Genomic DNA, 20,574 nt, shown 5'->3' with positions numbered 1-20,574 from the left:
GGGAGGACTGCCGTGACCAGGATCGGCGTGCAGGCGATGATGCTGAAGGACGCGTTCGCCTCGGCGGGCGCCTTCGCGACGCTCCGGGAGGTCCGAGCGATCGGCTACCGGTCGGTGGAGATCTCGCAGATCCCGCTGACGGCGGCCACCGTGGCCGAGCTGCAGCGGGCGCGGGACGAGCTCGGCGTGGAGATCGCGGCGATCTCGGCGGGCCTGGCACCGGAAGACTCCCCGGGCGCCGCGCTCGAGGGCGGGCTCGCCGGGATCGTCGCCGACGCCCGTGCGCTCGGCACGCGCACGGTCCGGATCGGCATGCTGCCCGCCTCCGCGGCGGCCTCGCCGGCCGCCCTGCTCGACTTCGCCGACCGCTGCCAGGCCGCCGCGGCGAGGCTCCGCGACGACGGGCTGCGGCTGCTGCTCCACAACCACCACCACGAGTTCGCGCGGCACGGCGGCCGCCTCCTGCTCGACGTCGTCGCCGGCCGGGCTCCGCTGCTGGGGCTCGAGCTCGACGTGCACTGGGTGCAGCGGGGCGGGCTCGATCCCGTGACGACGCTGCGCCGGTACGGGGAGCGCGTCGCCCTGGTGCACCTGAAGGACTACCGGGTCGGGCCGCCCGCCGATGTGTCCGGCGGGTGGTCCGTGCACGCCTTCACCTCGAACGTGCAGTTCGCCGAGGTGGGGGAGGGCAACCTCGACTTCCCGGGGATCATCGGGACGAGCCTCGCGCTCGGCGTCGACCACCTCCTCGTCGAGCAGGACGAGCGCTACGGGCGGAGCGCGCTCGACTGCCTGCGGACCTCGCACGCGAACCTCGTCGCAATGGGGTTCTCGGACCTGTTCTGAGGAGCGGCCGAGGCTCCTCCCCAGGGATCGGAGCGGCCCGTAATTCACTGATCAGGGGCCTGGTTCCCCGCCGCGCAGGGCGCGACGTCATGCTCGACCCGTCGACGGAGGAGGTGGCGGCGATGGTCGTTCCTGACAGTGTGCTCGGCGTGACGGCGCTCGTCGCGCTGGTGCTGCCCGGGGTGCTCCACTCCTCCGTGCGGGGCGGCGGGTCCCGCTGGACGACCGCACGGTCTCCGCGCGCCTGTTCGAGGCGGTCCTGGTGAGCATCGCGCTCGACGCGGCGTACCTCGTCGTGGCCGGCGAGGAACTCCTCGCATCCGGGCGCAGCCCCGGAGAAGAAGCAGCCGGATCCGCCGGGGTCCGCCTCCGCTCCGCGGAGCGGAGGACAATGGAGGGACCCCCAGCGAAGGAGACCACCGTGGATCAGCCGCGCATGAACGTCGAGTCGTTCAACCTCGACCACCGCACCGTCGCCGCGCCGTACGTGCGCCTCGCCGACGCGAAGACGCTGCCCGCAGGCGACCACCTCGTCAAGTACGACGTGCGCTTCACCCAGCCCAACCGCGGGCACCTCGAGATGCCCACCGTGCACTCGCTCGAGCACCTGTTCGCCGAGAAGTCCCGCAACCACTCCGACCGCGTGATCGACTTCTCGCCGATGGGCTGCCAGACCGGCTTCTACCTGCTCCTCTCGGGCGAGCCCGAGCTCTCCGAGGTGCTCGGCCTGGTCGAGGCGACGCTCCAGGACATCACCGAGGCCGACGAGGTCCCGGCGGCCAACGAGACCCAGTGCGGCTGGGGCGCCAACCACTCCCTCGAGGGGGCGCAGGAGGCGGCGCGCACGTTCCTCGCGCACCGCTCGGAGTGGGAGACGGTCACCGCGTGAGCACGGCGATCGTCCTGGTCGCGATGGACGAGGAGGCCGCGCCGTTCCTCGCCGCCGCGTCCAGCGCCTCCGAGCCGCGCGCCGTCGGCAACGCGCTGCAGTGGGAGCTCGAGCTCGACTCCCGCGCGGTGCTGCTCGTCCGCACCGGCATCGGCCTCGTCAACGCGGCCGGCGGTCTCACCGCAGCGATCCTTCGGGAGGCCGGCGAGCGGCCGCTCGTGGTGAGCGCGGGGACCGCCGGCGGCCTGGGCGCCGACGTCCGCGTGGGCGAGGTCGTGATCGGCGCCGAGTACGTGCAGACCGACGCCGATGCGCGGGCGTTCGGCTACGCGCTCGGGCAGGTCCCGGGGATGCCCGCCCGTTACTCCGGGGACGACGCGGCGCTCGCCGCGGAGCTCGAGTTGCCCGAGGGGCCCCGGGTGCGCCGCGGCGTGATCGTCTCGAGCGACGTCTTCGTCTCCAGCGCCCACGTGGACCGCGTGCGGAGCGACTTCCCCGGCGCGCTCGCCACCGACATGGAGTCGGTCGCGCTCGCGCAGACGGCGCACGTGCACGGGCTGCCGTTCGTCTCGGTCCGCGGGATCTCGGACCTCTGCGCCCCCGGCGAGTTCGAGGCGCACGTCGACGACGCGGCCGATCGCTCCGTCGCCGTGGTGCGGGCGCTGCTCGGCGGGCTCGGCGTCCGGGACTGACGGACGGGCGGCCCTCCGCGACTGCGCGGAAGGGCCGCCCCGGGGTCAGTCGTTGCCGACGTGCTGGTCGCCGGCCTCCTGGGCCTTGTCGACCTGCCCGGCGAACCTCCCGCCGGTCGCGGAGTCGGCGGCGTCGCCCGCCTTGTCGAGTCCCTTGTCGGTCAGCTCCTCGCCCTTGTCGCTGCTCGCGGCGTTCTTCGCCTTGTCCGCGAGTCCTCCGAGATCCACCATGGGGTCGTTCCTTCCGTCGATGAGCGCCCGTCGAGCAACGGGCCGTCGCCAGTCTCCGCCGCTCGGCGAGGGTCTGCGCGGGGGTTGCGGCTCACGGCCGCGCCGAGGACGATGCGCCTCCGGATCCGCTGTTCCCCCGGGGCCGCCGACGCGCCAGAGTGAGCGGTGCGCCCCCGCGCACCGACCCCAGGGAGACCCGATGAAGTACATGCTGATCATGCGCGCGACCGATGCGGCGAAGGAGGCCTACGCCTCCATCCCGTTCGACGAGATCATCACCCGGATGGGGCAGTACAACGAGGCGATGATCGAGGCGGGCGTGCTGCTCTCGGGCGACGGCCTGGCCGACGACGTCGCCTCCTCCGGCTTCGTGGTCGACTTCTCCTCCGAGCCGCCGACCGTCGTCGACGGCGCCTACGGCCCGACCGAGTCGCTCTTCAACGGCTTCTGGATCATCGGGGTCGACTCCAAGGAGCAGGCCCGCGAGTGGGCGCTTCGCTGCCCGCTGGTGCCCGGCAACCGCCTCGAAGTGCGCCGGATCACCGACGAGAGCGACTTCGCGGAGTTCGCCGACAACGAGTACGTGCAGAAGGAGGCCGGCTGGCGCGAGGACGAGGCGGCCCGCGCCTCCGGGGACTGACGCGGCGGCGGGCGTCACGCCTCCGTGACGACGCCCGCCTCGACGTGCCAGTGCCGCGTCAGCTGCACCGTCTCGAGCATCCGCCGGTCGTGGGTGACCAGCAGCAGGGTGCCCTCGTACGCCTCGAGCGCCTCCTCCAGCTGCTCGATGGCGACGAGGTCGAGGTGGTTGGTCGGCTCGTCGAGCACCAGGAGGTTCGTGCCGCGGGCCTGGAGGAGCGCCAGGGCGGCCCGCGTCCGCTCGCCCGGCGAGAGCTCGCCGACGCGGCGGCCGACGTGGTCGGCCTTCAGCCCGAACTTCGCCAGCAGCGTGCGGACCTCGGCGGTCGGCCACTCGGGCACCAGCGCCTCGAACGCGTCCGCGAGCGGCACCTCGGCGGCGAGCATCCCGCGGGCCTGATCGATCTCGCCGATCGCCACGCTCGCTCCGAGGGAGGCACCGCCCTCCTCCGGCTCGGCGCGGCCGAGGAGGAGCGACAGCAGCGTCGACTTGCCGGCGCCGTTGGGCCCGGTGATGCCGATCCGGTCGCCCGCGTCGACCTGGAGCGACACCGGCCCGAGCGTGAAGGCGCCGCGGCGGGCGACCGCGCCGTTCAGTGTCGAGACGACCGAGCTCGAGCGCGGGGCGCTGCCGATCGTGAAGGCGAGCTGCCACTCCTTGCGCGGCTCCTCGACCTCCTCGAGCCGCGCGATCCGGCTCTCCATCTGGCGCACCTTCTGCGCCTGCTTCTCGCTCGACTCCGCCGAGGCCTTGCGGCGGATCTTGTCGTTGTCGGGGGCCTTCTTCATCGCGTTGCGCACGCCCTGGCTCGACCACTCCCGCTGGGTGCGGGCGCGGGAGACCAGGTCGGCCTTCTGCTCGGCGAAGTCCTCGTACTTCTCGCGGCGCTGGCGGCGCGCGGTCTCGCGCTCCTCCAGGAACGCGTCGTAGCCGCCTCCGTAGACCCGGTTGGTGCCCTGCGCGAGATCGAGCTCGAGCACGCGGGTGACGCTGCGGGCGAGGAACTCGCGATCGTGGCTCACGAGGACCGCGCCGCCGCGGAGTCCGCGGACGAAGGCCTCCAGGCGCTCCAGGCCGTCGAGGTCGAGGTCGTTGGTCGGCTCGTCGAGCAGCACCACGTCGAAGCGCGAGAGCAGCAGCGCCGCGAGGCCCACCCGCGCCGCCTGCCCGCCGGAGAGGGAGGTCATCGTCGAGGAGGCGGCCGCGGCGCCGAGCGACAGGCCCAGGTCGGCCAGGACGACCGGGGTGCGCTCGTCGAGGTCGGCCGCGCCGCTCGCGAGCCAGCGGTCGAGCGCGAGGGCGTAGCGGTCGGCGATCGAGCCGTCGGGATCGGGGTCGGCCAGGGCGGAGGCGGCGGCGTCGAGCTCGGCGGAGGCCTCGGCGCAGCCGGTGCGGCGCGCGATGTAGCCGGCGACGGTCTCGCCCTCGCGGCGCTCGTGCTCCTGCGGCAGCCAGCCGACGAAAGCGTCTCCCGGCGAGAGAACGACGGAGCCCTCGAGTGGAGCCGTCTCGCCCGCGAGGATGCGCAGGAGCGTCGACTTGCCGGCTCCGTTCGCCCCCACGACGCCCACCACGTCCCCGGGGGCGACCGTCAGGTCGAGTCCGTCGAACAGGGTGCGGTGCGCATAGCCTCCGGAGAGGCCCTTGGCGACGAGGGTGGCGGTCACCGGTCCAGCGTAGGCGCGGGCGACTCGCTAGACGGCCTGGTGATCAGCCGGTCTAGGATGTGCGGATGAGCGACACGAGCCTGCGGAGCGGCGCCGGGTACTGGTACCCGGACGAGTCGTCCACCCGCCGCGCTGTCGAGGTGCTGAGCGCGATGCGCACGTACCGCGTCTCCGAGGTCTCGATGCGCCGCCGCACGCGCGAGCGGATGGCGATGGGCGAGACGGACCTGATCGCCATCCAGTACCTGCTCCGCCAGCAGCGCAAGGGCGAGCTGGTGACCGGCAAAGACCTGGCCTCGCACCTCTCCATCTCGTCCGCGTCGACCACGGTCCTCATCGACCGCCTGGTCCGCAGCGGCCACCTCGTGCGCAAGCCCAACCCGACCGACCGGCGCGGGATCGTCGTGGAGGCGACCGTCGACAGCGACGACGAGGTGCGCGCCACGCTCCAGGAGATGCACCGCCGGATGCTCGAGATCGCCGAGGACCTGGACGCCCCCGAGGCCGAGGTCGTCGTCAACTTCCTCCGCCGGATGAGCGCGGCCGTCGACGAGATCGACGCGGAGCACGGCGACGGGCACGATACGGACGAAGCCGACCCGGCGGAACCCTCCGCGGCGAAATAGCTAGACGGACTAGTAATAAGCCGAGGGGCCTATAGTCTGGCGGCATGGGTCAATTCCTCTACGGCACTCCTCCCGCCGTCATCGAGATCGAGGACCGGACCCTGGCCCACCTCCAGATCGTGATCTACGCGAAGTTCCGCCGCGACGAGCGCTTCAGCCTCACCCTCGACTCGATGCCCGAGGGGGCGCGCGGCCGCCACTCCTTCTGGATGAACCCGAACATCGCCCTGCAGTTCCACTTCGCGGGGAGCCGGCAGCCGACGATCAACCCGACCTGGGTCGAGCTCCTGATGGACGCGGCGAACAGCGGCGGCGGGCTGCGCCTGCTCCCCGAGCCCCCGTCCTGACCAGGTCCCGGTGAGGCCGACCCGGTCCGGACGACCGCGGAGCTCCCGGCACGACGGTGGATCCGCAGCACCGGCCTCCTGCGACAGCGCACGTGCCCCCTGCCGCCAGGTCTCCTAGGGTGGAGCGGGCGCCGCGGGGCGCGCGGAGGGCGGGGGACATGCGCAGGACGGTCATCGGAGCGACGGCACTGTTTGGTGTGCTCGCGCTCGCAGGGTGCTCGGCGCCCGCTCCGGCTCCCACGGTCACGGTCACCGTGTTCGCCACGGCGACGCCGACCCCGGTGCCGGACCCGACCGTCACGGCGGCGCTCCCGCAAGCGACGGCCACGGTCTTCGCGCCGGTCCCCGAGGCGACGGTCACCTTCACGCCGAACGCTACGCCGGACATCCCCGAGACGGCCTTCGCCGTCGACAACGGCGCGGTTCCCGGGGCGAACGGCCAGCCGACCCGCGACGGCGCGGGCGACATCGTGAGCTACACCGTGGTGCAGGGCGACACGTTCTTCGACATCGCGCAGCGCTTCGGGATCCCGGTGCAGCAGCTGCTCCGGATGAACCCGACGATCGCCGGAGCCGGCGAGGCGGTCTACATCAATGCAGTCGTCAACCTCGACGCGAGCACGCTGGGCTGAGCGGAGCGGCGAGCCGCGGAGGCGGCCGCCCGGAGCGACCCGGCTACTGCGACTTCGGCAGGACGTGGAACGCGACGGCGAGCGATCCCGAGATCATCAGGATGCCGCCGACGAAGAGGAATCCGGCGATGTCGGGCAGCAGGAACGAGTTGCCGAGAACGAGGATCCCGCCGAGGAACAGCACGAACGAGAGGACGACGCCCAGACCAGTCATGCCCTCATCGTACGCAGGTCACGGGAGCAGGAGGTCCGCGAGCTCCTCGGCGCCGGACACCAGCGCGATCGTCCCGACCGCCTCGAGCGGCGATCCGTAGCCCCACTCGACCATGATCGTCGGCACGCCGTGGGCGGCGGCGCCCTGCACGTCGTGCTCGCGGTCGCCCACCATCACCGGCGCCGAGAGGTCGACGCCGAGCTCGCGGAGCCGGCGCAGCGCCTCCTCCACGACGTCGGCCTTGGCGCTGCGGACCTCGTCCTCGGAGGCGCCGCAGATCACCGTGAAGTACTGCGCCAGTCCGTAGTGCTCGAGGATGCGCGTGGCCGCCGACTCCGGCTTGGAGGTCGCGAGCGAGAGCGGCACGCCGGCCTCGGCGATGCGCGCGAGCACCTCGGGCAGCCCCGGGTAGACCGAGGAGTCGAACAGTCCGCCCGCGTTGTAGCGGCGGCGGTAGACCACGAGCGCGGCCTGCGCCTCCTCGACGGTCATCCCGCCGAGCTCGCGGAACGCCTCGAGCAGCGGAGGGCCGACGTAGGCCAGCAGCTCGGCCGGAGCGGGCACGGGGCGGCCCAGCTCGACGAAGGTCTCGACGAGGGTGCCGGTGATGCCGGGGGCCGAGTCGGTGATCGTGCCGTCGAGGTCGAACAGGATGCAGGACCAGGTGCCGGCTCGCGCGTCGAGGCCGGTGGCGGCGAGGGTCGTGTCGGACATGGCGGGCTCCTGACCTCGGAGGACGGGGTGACGCCGGCGCTGCCCCGCCGGGGGCCACACTCTACGGCCGTTCGGCGTCCAGAGCCCGTTCGACGAACGAACGGGTGACGACCTGGGCGATCGAGCCGGGGTCGAGCTGCACGGCGACGAAGTCGGCGGTGCGGATCAGCGCGAAGGCCTCGCGTCCGGGGAGGACCAGCATCTGCACCCGCGGATGCTGCTGCCGGGGGACCGCGGTGCGCACCTCGTCCGTGGAGGTGAACAGCGGCAGGACCTGCTCCCCGGTGGTCGTCGCGACGGTGCGGACGTGCGGCACGCCTCCGGGCTGGGAGCCCGTGACGTCGACCACGAGGGAGCCGTCGAGGCAGGCCTCGAGCAGCCGGTCGACGGCCTCGGCGGTGGGAGCGGCGACGAGCGCCTCCAGTGCTTCCCGAGCCTCCGCATTGCGGTACGGACCGGGTCGCGCCGGGCGTGCAGGGGGTCCGCCTCGTCGTGCCATGGCTCCACGCTAACGAAGACCGGGGCGTGATCGGAATCGCCGGGTCCGGTTCCCGGGAATGCGCGCGATCGGTGTCCGGAATCGTTACGGCCGTCTGCGGACACCGTGTCCTCTATTCGACGGCTGGCGGCGAACAGCTCGATTCAGCCGTGATTGCCTCCGCTTATCCTGAACATTCCCCTCGACATGGCGCGAGAAAGGGACGAATGGCGCCATTCATGGCGCACTCGATTGTGAAAGGGGGTAATGTCTCTCCCGGTCCGGGTCGAGACAGTCCGGTCCCGCGAACTCCAGGAGGAAAAGTGGCCCAGAAGATCACGCTTGTCGACGATATCGACGGAACCCTTATCGATTCCGGTGACGGCGGTACCGTCCGCTTCAGCATCGAGGGCGCCAACTACGAGATCGATCTCGGCCCCGACAACATCGCCGAGCTCCACTCGGCGCTCGAGAAGTTCGTCTCGAGCGCCCGCCGCGTCGGCTCGCGCCCCGCGGCCGCCACGAGCGTCGCGACCGCCTCCAAGAGCGACCCCAAGCAGCTCAAGGCCATCCGCGAGTGGGCGAACGCCAACGGCCACCCCGTCTCCGACCGCGGACGCATCCCCTCCGAGGTCCAGGCCGCCTACCAGGCCGCCCACAAGTAGCGGCCGCCGGGCTCTCGACCCGGTGAGACGCCGCATTCCCGGGCCTCGCGCCCGGTGAGCGGAAGGCCCCCGTGATCCGATCGCGGGGGCCTTCGCCGTGCCTGTCGCCGTGCCTGTCAGAACAGGCGCGTGTGGGAGTCGTCGGTGCCGCGCATGGCCTCGTAGTCGAGCACCACGCAGCGGATTCCGCGGTCCTCGGCGAGAGTCCGCGCCTGCGGCTTGATCTCCTGAGCGGCGAAGACTCCCGTCACCGGGAAGAGGTGCGGATCGCGATTCATCAGCTCGAGATAGCGGGTGAGCTGCTCCACTCCGTCGATCTCGCCGCGGCGCTTGATCTCGACGGCGACGGCGGCTCCCGAGGAATCGCGGGCGAGGATGTCGACCGGGCCGATCGCGGTCATGTACTCGCGCCGGACGAGAGTGTGCCCCTCTCCGAGGAGGCCGATCTGCTCGGCGAGAAGGCGCTGGAGATGCGACTCCACTCCGTCCTTCACGAGTCCCGGATCGACGCCGAGCTCGTGCGCCGAATCGTGCAGCACCTCGTGGATCGAGACGACGAGAGCGTCGCCGGTCTTGCGGTGCGCGACGGTCCACTGCTGCGTCACTCCCGCGGCGCGCGCCTCCTCGTCGGGCTCGCCCGTGATCAGCGTGCAGGGCGGGCTCATCCAGTTCAGCGGCTTGTAGGAGCCGCCGTCGGAGTGGATGAGGACGCTCCCGTCGGCCTTGACGAGCAGGAGGCGGGTGGCGAGCGGGAGGTGGGCGCTGAGACGGCCGGTGTAGTCGACGGAGCAGCGCGCGATGACGAGACGCACCCGTCGAGGATAGACGGCGCGGCTCCGGCGGGCTCCGGCAGGCTCCCGGCTCAGCGCGCGGCGACGGGAGGCCGGCGGCCGAGCGGAGGAGCGGGCGGCGGCACCGAGAGCGAGGCGCGCAGCGCGACCGCGAACTCGGCCGGCGCCTCCGCCCACGGGTGGTGGCCGCTCGACTCGATGACGGCCAGGCTCGCCTGCGGCAGGAGCGCGGTGAGCGCCTCCAGAGCGGCGACGCCCGTCACCGGATCGTCCTCGCCGCCGAGGACGACCGCGGGGCAGTCGAGGCGCTGCAGAGCGTCGCGGATCGCCGCGGTGTCGTCGGAGCCGGCGGGAGCGGTGTGCTCCTCACGGGGAGCGTGGTCGTCGATCCCGAGCCAGGCGGTGCCGGGGGCGATCAGGAGCAGGTGGGCGACGCGCTCGGGCGCGCCCACGGCGGCGAGCAGGACGGCGCGGCAGCCGGAGTCGTGCGCGGCGAGATCGAGCTCGTCGACGCCGAGGTGACGGCGCAGGTCCTCCACGTCGGCGGCCGTCGTGGCCGGGGGAGCGGGAGGCAGCTCCGCGGAGCCGCCCACTCCGCGCGGGTGCAGCACGAGGACGCGGCGCGTGCAGGCGATCGAGGCGAACGAGCCGAGGTAGGAGGGGTGGCGCTCCGGCTCGCCGGGGACGACCACCAGGGGCCGCCCCTGACCGGCTCCGTGCTCGTCGACGTGGAGCAGGGCGCCGTCGCGCGCTCGGTACCGCATCCGCTCCCCCTCCGCCGCCGTCCTGGGAAGCCTAGGGGGAGGCGCGTCGGGGCGCCCGGGCCGCACGGGGGCTTGCGGCGGCGGCGGTCAGCTCCGCCGGCTGCGGGCGGCGGGGGAGGCGAGCCCCGCCACGACCACCAGGGCCAGAACCAGGAAGAGGGCGTTCAGCAGGCCGTAGTGCTCGCCGAGGAAGCCGATCGCCGGCGGTCCGACCAGGAACGCGACGTAGCCGAGCATCGCCACCGCGCTGACGCGGGCGGCCGAGTGCGGCCCCTCCGCCGCGGCCGACATGCCCACCGGGAAGCCGAGCGAGCAGCCCAGACCCCAGGCGACCGCGCCGACGACGACGAGCGCGTCGACCGGGGCGAGGATGAACAGCAGGATGCCGACGATCGCGAGCCCGGCGGAGGCGCGCAGCACCGGGACGCGGCCGAAGCGGTCGAGCACGGGTCCGCCGATCACGCGTCCGACGGTCATGGCGGCGACGAACACGCCGAACACGACGGCGGCGGTCGTCTTGTCGGTGCCGTGGCCGTCGACCATCGCCAGGGTCAGCCAGTCGTTCGCGGAGCCCTCGGCGAAGGCCATGCCCAGCATGATCAGGCCGATGAGGACGAGGCGGCCGTCGCGCCAGACGCCGAGGGAGGCGGCGACGCGCTCGCGGACCGGCGGCTTCACCGTGGTCGCCGCGCCGGAGGTGTCGAGCTCCTCGCGGACCGGGACGAAGCGGATCGCGATCACCGCGGTCACGGCGATCACCACGGCGATCGCGCCGAGGTGGACGGCGACGGGCACGGCCAGGGCGGAGGCGCCCGCGCCGATCAGTGCGCCGGCCACGGTGCCGAGGCTGAAGAAGGCGTGGAACAGCGGCAGGAGCGTCTTGCCGAAGGCCTTCTCGTTGGCCGCACCCTCGACGTTCATCATCACGTCGACCGCTCCGTTGCCGAAGCCGAGCATCGCCATGCCGGCGAAGGCCGCGGGGAGGACGCCGATGACGTCGGCCGAGACGCCCAGCACCGCGAGGCCCGCCGCCGAGACGGTGAGGCCGAGCGCCATGCCGCGCCGGGCGCCGATCGCGCCCATGACCGGCGTCGAGAACGCGAGTCCGACGATCGCGCCGATCGACATCGAGAGGATCAGCAGGCCCACTCCGGCGGTCGAGAGCTGGAGCTCGTCGCGGATGGCGGGGGTGCGCGAGACCCAGGTGGCGATCGAGATCCCGCTGAGGACGAAGATCGTGAAGACGGCGTTGCGCCAGGCGACCAGCTGCGGGCGCGTGAGCGCGGACGTCGAGGTCATGGCGGTTCTCCTGGTGCGGGCGGGATCCGGACACCGGATCGAGAGGCACGGTCGAATCGATTCGAAGCGAGCCGGTCTAAGCTATCCGGAACCCCGGGGACGGTCAACCGACGACGAGCGCGCCGCCCCCACGAGGAGGAACGTGGAACCCCGCAAGAGCCCCCGGCCGACGCTCGCCCGCGTCGCGAGCCGGGCCGGAGTGTCCCCCTCCACCGCCTCGCTGGTCTTCAGCGGCTCCGGCCCCGTCTCGGAGGCCACGAAGGAGCGGGTGCTGCGCGCGGCGTCCGAGCTCGACTACGCCGGCCCCGACCCGCGGGCGCGCTCGCTCCGCCGCGGCCGCTCGGGGATCGTGGGGGTCGTCGTGGACGAGCGGATGCTGCACGCGTTCCGCGACCCGATCAAGATCGCCATGCTCGACGGGATCGCCGACGTGCTCGGCGGGGTCGACGCCGGGATCCTGCTGCTCACCGAGACCGGCGACGGCGCGGGCCTGCTGGCGACGGCCCCGGTCGACGCGATGATCCTGGTCGGCTGCAGCCCGTCGGTCGACGACTCCGTCGCCGTGCTGCGTCGCCGGGGGGTGCCGGTCGTCGTGGTCGAGGGCCTCTCGGAGCTGGGCGGCGCCGTGATCTCGCTCGACAACCGCGAGGCCAGCCGCACCCTCGCGGAGCACCTGCGCGAGCTCGGCCACGAGCGGGTCGCGGTGGTCTCGCTCCCGTTCGCGAAGGACCGCCGTCGCGGCGCGATCCCGGCGGGCTGGCGCTCGAGCCCCAGCATCACTCCGGTCGACCGCCTCCTCGGCGTGCAGGACGTCTTCCCGGACGCGTCGGTCGCCGCCGCCGCGGCGAGCTCGGTCGACGAGGGCGTCGCCGCGGGCCGCACGCTGCTCGAGGGGGCGGAGCCGCCGACCGCGGTCGTCGCGCAGAGCGATCTGCTGGCCGCGGGCGTGATCCTCGCGGCGGAGGAGCGCGGGCTGCGCGTGCCGGAGGACCTCTCGGTGGTCGGCTTCGACGGCGTGCAGGTGCCCGGTCTCGCGGCCGAGTACGACCTCACGACGATGGCCCAGCCCGCGGTCGAGAAGGGCCGCGCGGCGGGACGGGCCGCTGTCGCGCTCCTGGCCGACGAGGAGGCGGAGGCGGTCTGCTTCCACGCCGTCTTCCACCGCGGGAACACCAGCGCACCGCCGCGCTGACCGGAGTTGTCCACAGGCTTCTCCACAGGGGAGGAGTGCGGTCAGCGGAGCCAGACGTCGCTGCGGACCCGGAGCCCGAGGGTGACCGCGCGGGCGCCGAGGAAGCCGACGGCGAAGGCGAGCCAGAGCGCGAGGAGGCGCCATTCGGCGGGCGCGGCGGGGGCGAGCAGGGCGAGCGGGACGAAGACGGCGAGGTTCGCGAGGCCGCTGAGCGCCAGGTAGCGGCCGTCGCCGGCGCCGATCAGCACGCCGTCGAGCACGAAGACGTAGCCGCCGAGCGGAGCGGTGAGGCCCACGGCGGCGATCGCCGCGGGCAGCAGCCGCAGCACCTCCGGGTCGCTCGAGAAGACGTACGGCAGGACACCGCTCAGACCGGTGACCAGCGCTCCGAGCACTGCTCCCGCACCGATTCCCCAGGTCACACAGCGTTTCGTGACGGCTCGGGCCTGCTCGGCGTCGCCCGCGCCGAGGAGGCGGCCCAGCAGAGCCTGCGCGGCGATCGCCACCGCGTCGAGGGCGAAGGCGACCGTCGAGAACAGCGTCATCGCCACCTGGAAGGCGCCCAGCTCCTCCGCCCCGAGCGAGGTGGCGGTCGCGACCGCGAGCAGGATCGCCGCGCGCAGGCTCGCGGTGCGCAGGAGCATCCAGCCGCCGGATCCCGCGGAGGAGGCCAGGCCCGCGAGGTGCGGCCGCAGCGGCGCGCCGACCCGCCGGGCGAGCCGCAGCGCGACTCCCGCGTAGGCCGCGAGCATGGCCCACTGCGCGATCACCGTCCCCAGTGCGGAGCCGGTTATCCCCAGGCCGGCCGGGTAGATCAGCACAGCGTTGAGAGCGGCGTTGAGAGCGAATCCGCCGGCGGCGATCACCAGCGGAGTGCGGGTGTCCTGGAAGCCGCGGAGGAGCCCGGTGAGCGCGAAGACGCCGAGCATGGCGGGGATCCCGGCCATGCTCACCGCCAGGTACCGCACGCCCGCCTCGGCCACCGCCGGCTCCGCGCCGAAGAGCGCCACGACGGCCGGAGCGGTCAGCGCGCCCACCACGGCGATGCCGGCGCCGAGGACCAGGGCCAGCCAGCCGCCGTCGATCCCGGCCGCCACGGCCCTCCGCTCGTCGCCCTCGCCGAGGGCCCGGCCGACCCGCGGAGTGGTGCTGTACGCGAGGAAGACCATCAGGCCGACGATCGTCTGCAGCACCGTGCCGCCCAGCGCGAGCCCGGCGAGCGGGACGGCGCCGAGATGGCCGACCAGGGCGGAGTCGGTGAGCAGGAACAGCGGCTCGGCGACCAGCGAGCCCAGCGCCGGGACGGCGAGCCGGAGGATGCTGCGGTCGAGGGCGGAGGTCACCGCTCGACGCTAGCGGCTGCCGCAGCTCCGGGACGGGCGTACCGTGGGCGGGATGCAGCGCTTCGGGATCGGGCTGGCGGCCGTGGGCCGGCCGGCGTACATCACGGCAGGGCGCGACGACGACCTCGGCCCCGCGGCTGAGCGGAGCGTCGACGCGCTGCGCGAGCGCACGCACCTGCTGCTCGACGCGGCGTGGGACGCCGGCGTCCGCTTCCTCGACGCCGCGCGCTCCTACGGGCGGGCGGAGGAGTTCCTCGGCGGCTGGCTCGCCCGGCATCCGGAGCGGCGTGCGGCGCTCACGATCGAGTCGAAGTGGGGCTACGAGTACGTCGGCGGGTGGGCGATGGACGCGCCGGTCCACGAGCGCAAGGAGCACTCGGTCGCGATGCTCGACCGCCAGTGGCCGCTCACGCTCGACGCGCTCGGCTCGGCGCCCGACTCCTACCTCGTCCACTCCATCACTCCCGAGAGCCCGGCCCTCACCGACCGACCGCTGCTGGACCGCCTCCGCGGCCTCGCCGGCTCCGGAGTGCGCGTCGGCCTCTCCACCAGCGGACCCGAGCAGGCGCGCGTGATCGAGCTCGCCCGCGCGATCCCGGAGTCGCCGTTCAGCGCGGTCCAGAGCACCTGGAATCCGCTCGAGCAGTCCGCGGGCCGGGCGCTCGCCGCCGCGCACGACGACGGCTGGCTGGTGGTGGTCAAGGAGGCCCTCGCCAACGGGAGGCTCGTGGCGCACCCGATCGAGCACGCCGGCGCCGCGCCGGACGCCGTCGCCCTGGGGGCCGCCCTCGCGCAGCCCTGGGCCGACGTCGTGCTGAGCGGCGCGGCGACTCCGGGGCAGCTGCGGGCCAACCTGCGCGCGCGGCCCCTGGAGCTCCCGGACCTCCCGGCGCTCGCCGTGGATCCGGTCCGCTACTGGGCCGAGCGCTCCGCTCTCGACTGGACCTGAGAGCACTCGAACGAAGTGAGGCGTGCGCTCCGGCGCCGCACGGGATAGCGTTCCTCTCAGCGCCCCGTCTGCCCTCTCTGCGAGGGCTGGCGCGCGGATCGGCCCTCGTGATATCGCCCGAGGGGATCCGCCCCGGCCCGCCACCCCTCTTCGAGTGCGGCCGAATCGAGCTTTCCTCCGCACCCTTCCGAGCACCTCCGCCGGTCCTAGCGTGACGCGCAGGTCGTCGATGCGGCCGGCTCGCCACCACCCCCAGGCGAGCGTTCGATCCTCGATCCGACGCCCAGCGGAGTGCCCCCATGTCCCGTGCCCGAACAGTCCTCCTCGTCACCGCCGCCCTCGTCGCGGGCCTGCTCACGGCGCCGAGCGCCGCGTCGGCCGCGACTCCCGGGACCAGTCCCGTGACGGGCTTCGAGAGCGGCTCGCCCGCGCTCGCGACGGTGACCGGCACGGCCTCCACGGCCGTCTCCGACGACAGCACGGAGGGCGACTCGTCGCTCGAGGTCTCGTACGACGTCACCGGGGGGCTCGCCGAGCTCGGCTTCGATCCGCTGCAGGCGCCCGTCATCCCCGCGCCCGCCTCGTCCCTGACGGTCGACCTCCGCGGCGACGGCTCCTACAACACCGTCTACCTGCGGGTCCGCGACACGAGCGGCGAGACCTTCGTGCACCGCGTCGACGCGATGCGCTCGACCCAGTGGCAGACGCTCACCGTCGACCTGACCGCGGAGCCGGTGGCCCGCGACGGCGGCGACGGCAACGGAGTCATGGACGCGCCGCTCACCGTGGCCGGCGTCCTCGTGGTCCGCAACGGCGAGCAGCCGCCGACCGGCACGTTCGCCCTCGACGACCTGCGCGCGGACACCACCGGCTGGACCCTCCCCGTCGCCGCGTCGACCTACATCGCCGCCGGGGCGAGAGCCGCGCTCGCCTTCGACGCCGGGTCCGCGGGCGACTGGGAGCTGCGGCTCGCGGACGCCGCCGGGCTCTCGCGCACCCTCACCGGCACGGCCGCCGCGGCGGGGCCCGTCGCCGTCGACTGGGACGGACGCGACGACTCCGGAGCCGCGATGACCGGCGACGTGCGCGCGGTGCTCCGCCAGGACGACTCGGCCGACGGCTCCCTCGGCGCCGCGACGACGACCGGCGTCCCGTTCCTGCTCACCCTGGCCGCGGCCGACGACCCCGACGCGACCTCGGTGGTCGAGGCCTTCGACGGCGGAGACGCCGGCTGGGGAGTCGCCACCGGATCCGCCACCCTGCGCCGCGCCTCCGCGGCCGGGGGCGGCGCGGCCGGCATCGAGGGCACCGACGCGCTCGCCGTCGACTACGACCTCACCGACGGCATGGCCGGCATCACGCGGACCGCTCCGCTCGACGTCGCCACCGGCCCGGTCACGGGGCTGAAGGTCGACCTCAAGGGCGACGGCAGCTACAACACGGTCTACCTCCGCGTCACCGACGCGAGCGGCGAGGCGTTCACCTACCGGATGGACGCGATGCGGCAGACCACCTGGACCACGGTGCCCATCGACCTCACCCAGGACCCGGTGCTCGCCGAGGGAGGCAACGCCGACTCCGTGCTCGACATGCCGCTGACGCTGACCGGCTTCTACGTCGTGCGCAACGGCGAGCAGTCCGCCACCGGCTCGCTCGTGCTCGACAACCTGCGCGCGGTGAGCAGCCGGTGGACGATGCCGGTCGCCGACACCGAGTTCCTCGTGCCGTCGGAGGGCGGAGTCGCGAGCCTCGCGTTCTCGGCCGCCACGGCCGGCGACTGGATGATCGTCCTCCGCGACGGCACCGGCCGCAGCCGCTCCCTCACCGGCACCCTCGCGGAGCCCGGCGAGACCGCCGTGCAGTGGGACGGGAAGGCCGAGGACGGACAGGAGATGGACGGCCCGATCCGCAGCACCTTCCTGCAGGACTCGACCCCGGACGGGCAGTTCTCCGCGTCGCGGACCCGCTCGGCGACTCCGACCCTGCTGACCGTCGCCGCGGCGCAGCCGTCGACGACCAGCGTGGTCGAGGGATTCGAGGGCGCGGCGTCGGGCTGGAGCGTCGCAATGGGCTCGGCGGCCGTCTCGCGCACCAGCGCGCAGAAGACCCAGGGCTCCTACGCGCAGCGGATCGACTACGACGTCTCGTCGGGCCTGGTCGAGACGGTGCAGAGCACCCCCGCGACCGTGATCGCGAAGCCGGCCTCGTCGCTCCGGATCGACCTCAAGGGCGACGGCACCTACAACACCGTCTACACGCGCCTCCGCGACGCCTCGGGCGAGACCTTCACCTACCGGCTCGACGCGATGCGCTCGACGGCGTGGGCGACGATCGACGTCGACCTCACCGCTCCGGCCGCGCTGATCGAGGGCGGCGACGGCGACCAGGTGCTCGACTTCCCGGTGAAGCTCTCCGGCGTGATCATCGTGCGCAACGGCAGCCAGCCCGCCACCGGGACCGTCGTGCTCGACAACCTGCGCACCCTCGCCACCGGCTGGTCGCTGCCGACGGCCGCGACCGCGTTCTTCACCCCCGGCGCCTCGGCGACCACCTCGTTCTCCTTCACCGCGGCAGGCCCGGGCGACCACCGCCTCGAGCTGCGCGACAAGGAGGGGCGCGTGAAGACGATCACCGGGCGTGCGGCCGCGGCCGGCCCGGTCACCCTGACCTGGGACGGCTCGGACGACTCCGGGACCCGCATGCGCGGCGACGTCAGCGGCGTCTTCTCGCAGGACGGGACGGACGACGGCGTCCTCGCCTCGAACGCCACCCGCAGCGGGATCCCGCTCCTGCTGACCCTTGCGGAGATCGACGCGGACGCGAGCCTCGCGCAGTCCTTCGACTCCGCCGGGACCGACTGGGTGCAGGCCGCCGGCACCGCGACCCCCTCGACCTCGGCCACCCGCACCGAGGGCTCGGGCGCGCTGAGGATCGCCTACGACCTCTCCCGCGCCGACGCCGAGATCGAGACCGCGACGACTCCGGTGCCGCTGCTGACGCAGCCCGCGACCGCGCTCAAGGTCGACCTGCTCGGCGACAGCAGCTGGAACACCGTGTTCCTCAAGCTGCGCGACGCGACCGGCGAGATGTTCTTCTACCGCGTCGACGCGATGAGCCTCAGCCGGTGGACGACCGCGACGATCGACCTCCGGTCGCCCGCCGCGAACACCCACCTCGGCAACGACGACGGCGTGCTCGACTACCCGGTCTCGCTGGTGCGGATCAACGTGGTGCGCAACGGCGCCTCGGCCCCCGCCACCGGCACCGTCGTGCTCGACAACCTGCGCGTCCTCGACAAGGACTGGACGCTGCCGACCGCGAGCGCCGCGCGCTTCTCCCGCGAGAACGCGGCCACCACGACCGTCCGCTTCACGGCGGGCGGGCCCGGCGACTACGCCCTGGTGCTGCGCGACAGCGCCGGCCGCACCCGCACCTTCGGCGGGACCGCCGCCGCCGCGGGCGAGATCACCGCGGCCTACGACGGCACCGACGACAGCGGAGCCGCGATGGCCGGCAGCATCGCCGGCCGCCTCACCTGGGACACGACCGCCGACGGCGCGCTCTCGGGAGCCGCCACGGCGACCCGCCCCTACCTCACCGGAGTGAGCGCCCGGGTCACCGAGGCGTCGCCCACGTCGATCAGCGGCATCAACAGCTTCCTCACCGAGCAGGACTCGCCCGTCGAGGCCGACCGGCAGGCCGCCCTCCTCGAGGACGCGCAGGTGCGCTGGGCCCGCGAGGAGTTCGAGTGGAAGCGCGTCGAGCCGCGGAAGGGGTTCTACGACTGGGCGAAGTTCGACCAGGCCGTCGCGATCAGTCAGGCGCGCAACGTCGACATGATCGGCAAGCTCGCCTACTCGGCGCCCTGGGCCTCGTCGGCCCCGGCCGGCACCGCGGCGGAGGACGCGCAGTACTACCCGCCGCGCAGCAACGCCGACTTCGCGTCGTACGCGGCGGCGACCGTGGCCCGGTACAAGGACCGCGTGCACGTCTGGGAGGTGTGGAACGAGCCGAACACCGACTACTACTGGCGCGGAGGCGCCACGGCCGGCCAGTACGGCGAGATGCTGAAGGCCGCGTACACGGCGATCAAGGCCGTGGACCCGACCGCGACCGTGCTGGTCGGCGGGCTCGACCAGTTCAGCGACCCGTTCATGGCCGACGTGCTGGCGGCCGGGGCGGGCGACTCCTTCGACGGACTCGCGATCCACACGTACACGGTCGACGGAGCGCCCGAGACCGGAGCGATCCCGACCTACCTCGACGCGGCGCAGAACTTCCTCACCCGCAGCGCGCCGGGCCGGAGCCTGTGGATCACCGAGGTCAGCTGGGCGACCTGCACCACCTGCACCGGCGCCACCAGCGAGGCCGACCAGGCGTCGTACCTCTCGCGCTCCTACCTCGACGCCGCGGCCCGCGGGATCAAGGCGATCGCCTGGTACAACCTCGTCGGAGGCCCCGACCCGCAGGCGCCGCTGGACACCTTCTCGGTGACCGAGCGCTCCGGACGGCAGAAGCCCGCGTACGCGGCGCTGAAGGAGGTCGGCGCGGTCCTCGCGACCGGCACCGCGGTCGGCCGGGCGAGCGCGACCGCCTCCGCCTCGCCGGTGAAGGTCGACGACCTCTCCTCCACGAGCGGGTGGGCCGTGGCGCCGATCGGCGGCGGGACCGCCTCGCTGGCCGCGACGTCGACCGGCTACTCCGGCGCGGGCGCGCTGAAGCTGACGTACGACTTCTCCGGCGCCTCGAAGGGCGCGCAGCTCCACACCTCGCGCACCCTCCCCGGCTCGCCGACAGCGGTCTCGGTCCGGGTCAGCGGCGACGCGAGCACCAGCCCCGTCTACCTGAAGCTGCAGGACGCGACCGGGGAGACCTTCCAGGGCCTCGTCGGCAACGTCGGCGGCTCGCCGTGGCAGAAGATGACGCTGTTCTCGGACGGGCTGAACGCCAACTACACGCACTCCGGCGGCGACGGGGACGGGGTGTGGGACTACCCGGTGAAGCTCGTGGACGCCTTCGTCTACAAGGCGATGTCGGGCGTCTCCTCCGGCACGGTCTCGATCGACGACGTGACGGCCGACTACGGAGTGAATCTGCACGGGACGGTGCTGCAGACGCCGACCGAGACGGTGCAGGCGCTCTACACCGCGGGCCCGTCGACGGCCTCGGTGCAGGTCTCGGGGGCGACGGCGTCGATCCGGACCACCGCGGGCAGCACGGCGCTGACCGTCGCCGACGGCCACGCGACCGCGACGCTCGGCCGGACGCCGGCGTTCGTGGTCTCGGCGCCCGCGGTGACCCGCCCGGGCGGCACGACGACGCTCGACTGGATGACCGGCGACGGCGCGACGACCAGCGTCGCGGTGCTCACGGCGTCCGGCGGAGTCGCGAAGCAGCTGACCTCGTCGATCCGCCACCTCGCGGGCCGGCAGACCCTCGCCTGGGACGGACGCCTGACGAACGGCGCCGTCGCCCCGGCCGGGTCGTACAGCATGCGCATCACGACGACGACGCTCGACGGACGCACCAGCGTGCAGAAGGTCGCGTTCACGCAGCCCTGACGCGGATCGCCCTCCTCGACTCCCCAGGAGTTGT

At 73.4% G+C, this 20,574-nt stretch carries 20 protein-coding genes; 11 read left to right on the top strand and 9 right to left on the bottom strand.

The genetic code is table 11. The annotated features are described in order from the left end of the window. Positions 1–12: 12 nt before the first annotated feature. The 3 genes from C5D66_RS06450 (at position 13) to mtnN (ending at position 2,427) form a co-directional block, all read left to right on the top strand. Positions 13–846, top strand: a complete 834-nt coding sequence (locus tag C5D66_RS06450; RefSeq protein ID WP_258063854.1) for a sugar phosphate isomerase/epimerase — start codon at positions 13–15, stop codon at positions 844–846. Between the two features lie 436 nt (positions 847–1,282). Beyond that, the gene (locus C5D66_RS06445) at positions 1,283–1,735 is read left to right on the top strand and encodes an S-ribosylhomocysteine lyase (protein WP_104255663.1); all 453 of its coding nucleotides are present in this window, start codon (positions 1,283–1,285) and stop codon (positions 1,733–1,735) included. After that, entirely contained in the window at positions 1,732–2,427 is a 696-nt protein-coding gene (gene mtnN / locus C5D66_RS06440; RefSeq protein WP_258063852.1) for a 5'-methylthioadenosine/S-adenosylhomocysteine nucleosidase, read from the top strand. The genes C5D66_RS06445 and mtnN overlap by 4 nt, the downstream gene beginning before the upstream one ends. Before the next feature lie 45 nt (positions 2,428–2,472). Here the strand turns inward: mtnN and C5D66_RS06435 are convergent, their stop codons facing one another. Then, entirely contained in the window at positions 2,473–2,658 is a 186-nt protein-coding gene (locus C5D66_RS06435) for an antitoxin (RefSeq protein ID WP_104255664.1), read from the bottom strand. Positions 2,659–2,857: 199 nt separating this feature from the next. Here C5D66_RS06435 and C5D66_RS06430 point away from each other — a divergent pair, with 199 nt between their 5' ends. Then, positions 2,858–3,298, top strand: a complete 441-nt coding sequence (locus C5D66_RS06430; RefSeq protein ID WP_104222630.1) for a YciI family protein — start codon at positions 2,858–2,860, stop codon at positions 3,296–3,298. A gap of 14 nt (positions 3,299–3,312) precedes the next feature. Here the strand turns inward: C5D66_RS06430 and C5D66_RS06425 are convergent, their stop codons facing one another. Beyond that, positions 3,313–4,965 (bottom strand): ABC-F family ATP-binding cassette domain-containing protein, encoded by a 1,653-nt coding sequence (locus C5D66_RS06425; protein WP_104222629.1) that lies wholly within the window; start codon positions 4,963–4,965, stop codon positions 3,313–3,315. Positions 4,966–5,030: 65 nt separating this feature from the next. On the opposite strand from C5D66_RS06425, the gene C5D66_RS06420 reads away from it, so the two are divergent. From C5D66_RS06420 to C5D66_RS06410, 3 genes are all read left to right on the top strand, one after another. Then, positions 5,031–5,591, top strand: coding sequence for a MarR family winged helix-turn-helix transcriptional regulator (locus tag C5D66_RS06420; protein ID WP_104256423.1), 561 nt, complete (start codon positions 5,031–5,033; stop codon positions 5,589–5,591). 44 nt (positions 5,592–5,635) lie between these two features. Then, positions 5,636–5,938 carry an ATP-dependent DNA ligase gene (locus C5D66_RS06415; protein WP_104225758.1) on the top strand — a complete coding sequence of 101 codons (303 nt, stop codon included), beginning with the start codon at positions 5,636–5,638 and terminating at the stop codon, positions 5,936–5,938. 158 nt (positions 5,939–6,096) lie between these two features. Beyond that, a complete protein-coding gene (locus tag C5D66_RS06410) occupies positions 6,097–6,570 on the top strand; it encodes a LysM domain-containing protein (RefSeq protein WP_104256424.1) in 474 nt (157 codons plus the stop codon). A 43-nt stretch (positions 6,571–6,613) separates the two neighbouring features. Here the strand turns inward: C5D66_RS06410 and C5D66_RS17095 are convergent, their stop codons facing one another. From C5D66_RS17095 to C5D66_RS06400, 3 genes are all read right to left on the bottom strand, one after another. Continuing rightward, a complete protein-coding gene (locus tag C5D66_RS17095; protein WP_159911733.1) occupies positions 6,614–6,784 on the bottom strand; it encodes a hypothetical protein in 171 nt (56 codons plus the stop codon). An 18-nt stretch (positions 6,785–6,802) separates the two neighbouring features. After that, positions 6,803–7,498 carry an HAD hydrolase-like protein gene (locus C5D66_RS06405; RefSeq protein ID WP_104222626.1) on the bottom strand — a complete coding sequence of 232 codons (696 nt, stop codon included), beginning with the start codon at positions 7,496–7,498 and terminating at the stop codon, positions 6,803–6,805. 61 nt (positions 7,499–7,559) lie between these two features. Then, positions 7,560–7,997: an SseB family protein gene (locus tag C5D66_RS06400; RefSeq protein WP_104222625.1), complete on the bottom strand. Its 438-nt coding sequence runs from the start codon at positions 7,995–7,997 to the stop codon at positions 7,560–7,562. Positions 7,998–8,299: 302 nt separating this feature from the next. On the opposite strand from C5D66_RS06400, the gene C5D66_RS06395 reads away from it, so the two are divergent. Next, entirely contained in the window at positions 8,300–8,641 is a 342-nt protein-coding gene (locus C5D66_RS06395) for an Lsr2 family protein (protein WP_104222624.1), read from the top strand. Positions 8,642–8,757: 116 nt separating this feature from the next. On the opposite strand, the gene nucS is transcribed toward C5D66_RS06395, so the two are convergent. The 3 genes from nucS to C5D66_RS06380 form a co-directional block, all read right to left on the bottom strand. Further along, positions 8,758–9,453 carry an endonuclease NucS gene (gene nucS, locus C5D66_RS06390; protein ID WP_104222623.1) on the bottom strand — a complete coding sequence of 232 codons (696 nt, stop codon included), beginning with the start codon at positions 9,451–9,453 and terminating at the stop codon, positions 8,758–8,760. A 50-nt stretch (positions 9,454–9,503) separates the two neighbouring features. Next, on the bottom strand, positions 9,504–10,196 hold the full coding sequence (locus tag C5D66_RS06385; protein ID WP_104256425.1) for an alpha/beta fold hydrolase: 693 nt from the start codon (positions 10,194–10,196) through the stop codon (positions 9,504–9,506). Positions 10,197–10,283: 87 nt separating this feature from the next. After that, a complete protein-coding gene (locus C5D66_RS06380) occupies positions 10,284–11,495 on the bottom strand; it encodes an MFS transporter (RefSeq protein ID WP_104225755.1) in 1,212 nt (403 codons plus the stop codon). A 142-nt stretch (positions 11,496–11,637) separates the two neighbouring features. On the opposite strand from C5D66_RS06380, the gene C5D66_RS06375 reads away from it, so the two are divergent. Then, positions 11,638–12,687: a LacI family DNA-binding transcriptional regulator gene (locus C5D66_RS06375; RefSeq protein ID WP_258063850.1), complete on the top strand. Its 1,050-nt coding sequence runs from the start codon at positions 11,638–11,640 to the stop codon at positions 12,685–12,687. A 41-nt stretch (positions 12,688–12,728) separates the two neighbouring features. Here C5D66_RS06375 and C5D66_RS06370 read toward each other — a convergent pair whose 3' ends face one another. Then, the gene (locus C5D66_RS06370; RefSeq protein ID WP_104256426.1) at positions 12,729–14,030 is read right to left on the bottom strand and encodes an MATE family efflux transporter; all 1,302 of its coding nucleotides are present in this window, start codon (positions 14,028–14,030) and stop codon (positions 12,729–12,731) included. A 52-nt stretch (positions 14,031–14,082) separates the two neighbouring features. Here C5D66_RS06370 and C5D66_RS06365 point away from each other — a divergent pair, with 52 nt between their 5' ends. After that, on the top strand, positions 14,083–14,979 hold the full coding sequence (locus C5D66_RS06365) for an aldo/keto reductase (RefSeq protein WP_104256427.1): 897 nt from the start codon (positions 14,083–14,085) through the stop codon (positions 14,977–14,979). Between the two features lie 299 nt (positions 14,980–15,278). Beyond that, positions 15,279–20,540 carry a FlgD immunoglobulin-like domain containing protein gene (locus C5D66_RS06360; RefSeq protein ID WP_104256428.1) on the top strand — a complete coding sequence of 1,754 codons (5,262 nt, stop codon included), beginning with the start codon at positions 15,279–15,281 and terminating at the stop codon, positions 20,538–20,540. Positions 20,541–20,574 lie beyond the last annotated feature (34 nt).

Source organism: Rathayibacter sp. AY1B4 (assembly GCF_002932815.1).
Classification (GTDB): Bacteria; Actinomycetota; Actinomycetes; order Actinomycetales; family Microbacteriaceae; genus Rathayibacter.
The sequence above is the reverse complement of the archived record's forward strand: the minus strand, read 5'-3'. Positions and strand labels throughout refer to the sequence as shown.

Excerpts from the sequence above, each read along its gene's own strand:
- C5D66_RS06445 (WP_104255663.1), top strand. The coding sequence starts at position 1,283 with ATGAACGTCGAGTCGTTCAACCTCGACCACCGCACCGTCGCCGCGCCG.
- C5D66_RS06435 (WP_104255664.1), bottom strand. The coding sequence starts at position 2,658 with ATGGTGGATCTCGGAGGACTCGCGGACAAGGCGAAGAACGCCGCGAGC.
- C5D66_RS06430 (WP_104222630.1), top strand. The coding sequence starts at position 2,858 with ATGAAGTACATGCTGATCATGCGCGCGACCGATGCGGCGAAGGAGGCC.
- C5D66_RS06420 (WP_104256423.1), top strand. The coding sequence starts at position 5,031 with ATGAGCGACACGAGCCTGCGGAGCGGCGCCGGGTACTGGTACCCGGAC.
- C5D66_RS06415 (WP_104225758.1), top strand. The coding sequence starts at position 5,636 with ATGGGTCAATTCCTCTACGGCACTCCTCCCGCCGTCATCGAGATCGAG.
- C5D66_RS06410 (WP_104256424.1), top strand. The coding sequence starts at position 6,097 with ATGCGCAGGACGGTCATCGGAGCGACGGCACTGTTTGGTGTGCTCGCG.
- C5D66_RS17095 (WP_159911733.1), bottom strand. The coding sequence starts at position 6,784 with ATGACTGGTCTGGGCGTCGTCCTCTCGTTCGTGCTGTTCCTCGGCGGG.
- C5D66_RS06405 (WP_104222626.1), bottom strand. The coding sequence starts at position 7,498 with ATGTCCGACACGACCCTCGCCGCCACCGGCCTCGACGCGCGAGCCGGC.
- C5D66_RS06400 (WP_104222625.1), bottom strand. The coding sequence starts at position 7,997 with ATGGCACGACGAGGCGGACCCCCTGCACGCCCGGCGCGACCCGGTCCG.
- C5D66_RS06385 (WP_104256425.1), bottom strand. The coding sequence starts at position 10,196 with ATGCGGTACCGAGCGCGCGACGGCGCCCTGCTCCACGTCGACGAGCAC.
- C5D66_RS06380 (WP_104225755.1), bottom strand. The coding sequence starts at position 11,495 with ATGACCTCGACGTCCGCGCTCACGCGCCCGCAGCTGGTCGCCTGGCGC.
- C5D66_RS06365 (WP_104256427.1), top strand. The coding sequence starts at position 14,083 with ATGCAGCGCTTCGGGATCGGGCTGGCGGCCGTGGGCCGGCCGGCGTAC.
- C5D66_RS06360 (WP_104256428.1), top strand. The coding sequence starts at position 15,279 with ATGTCCCGTGCCCGAACAGTCCTCCTCGTCACCGCCGCCCTCGTCGCG.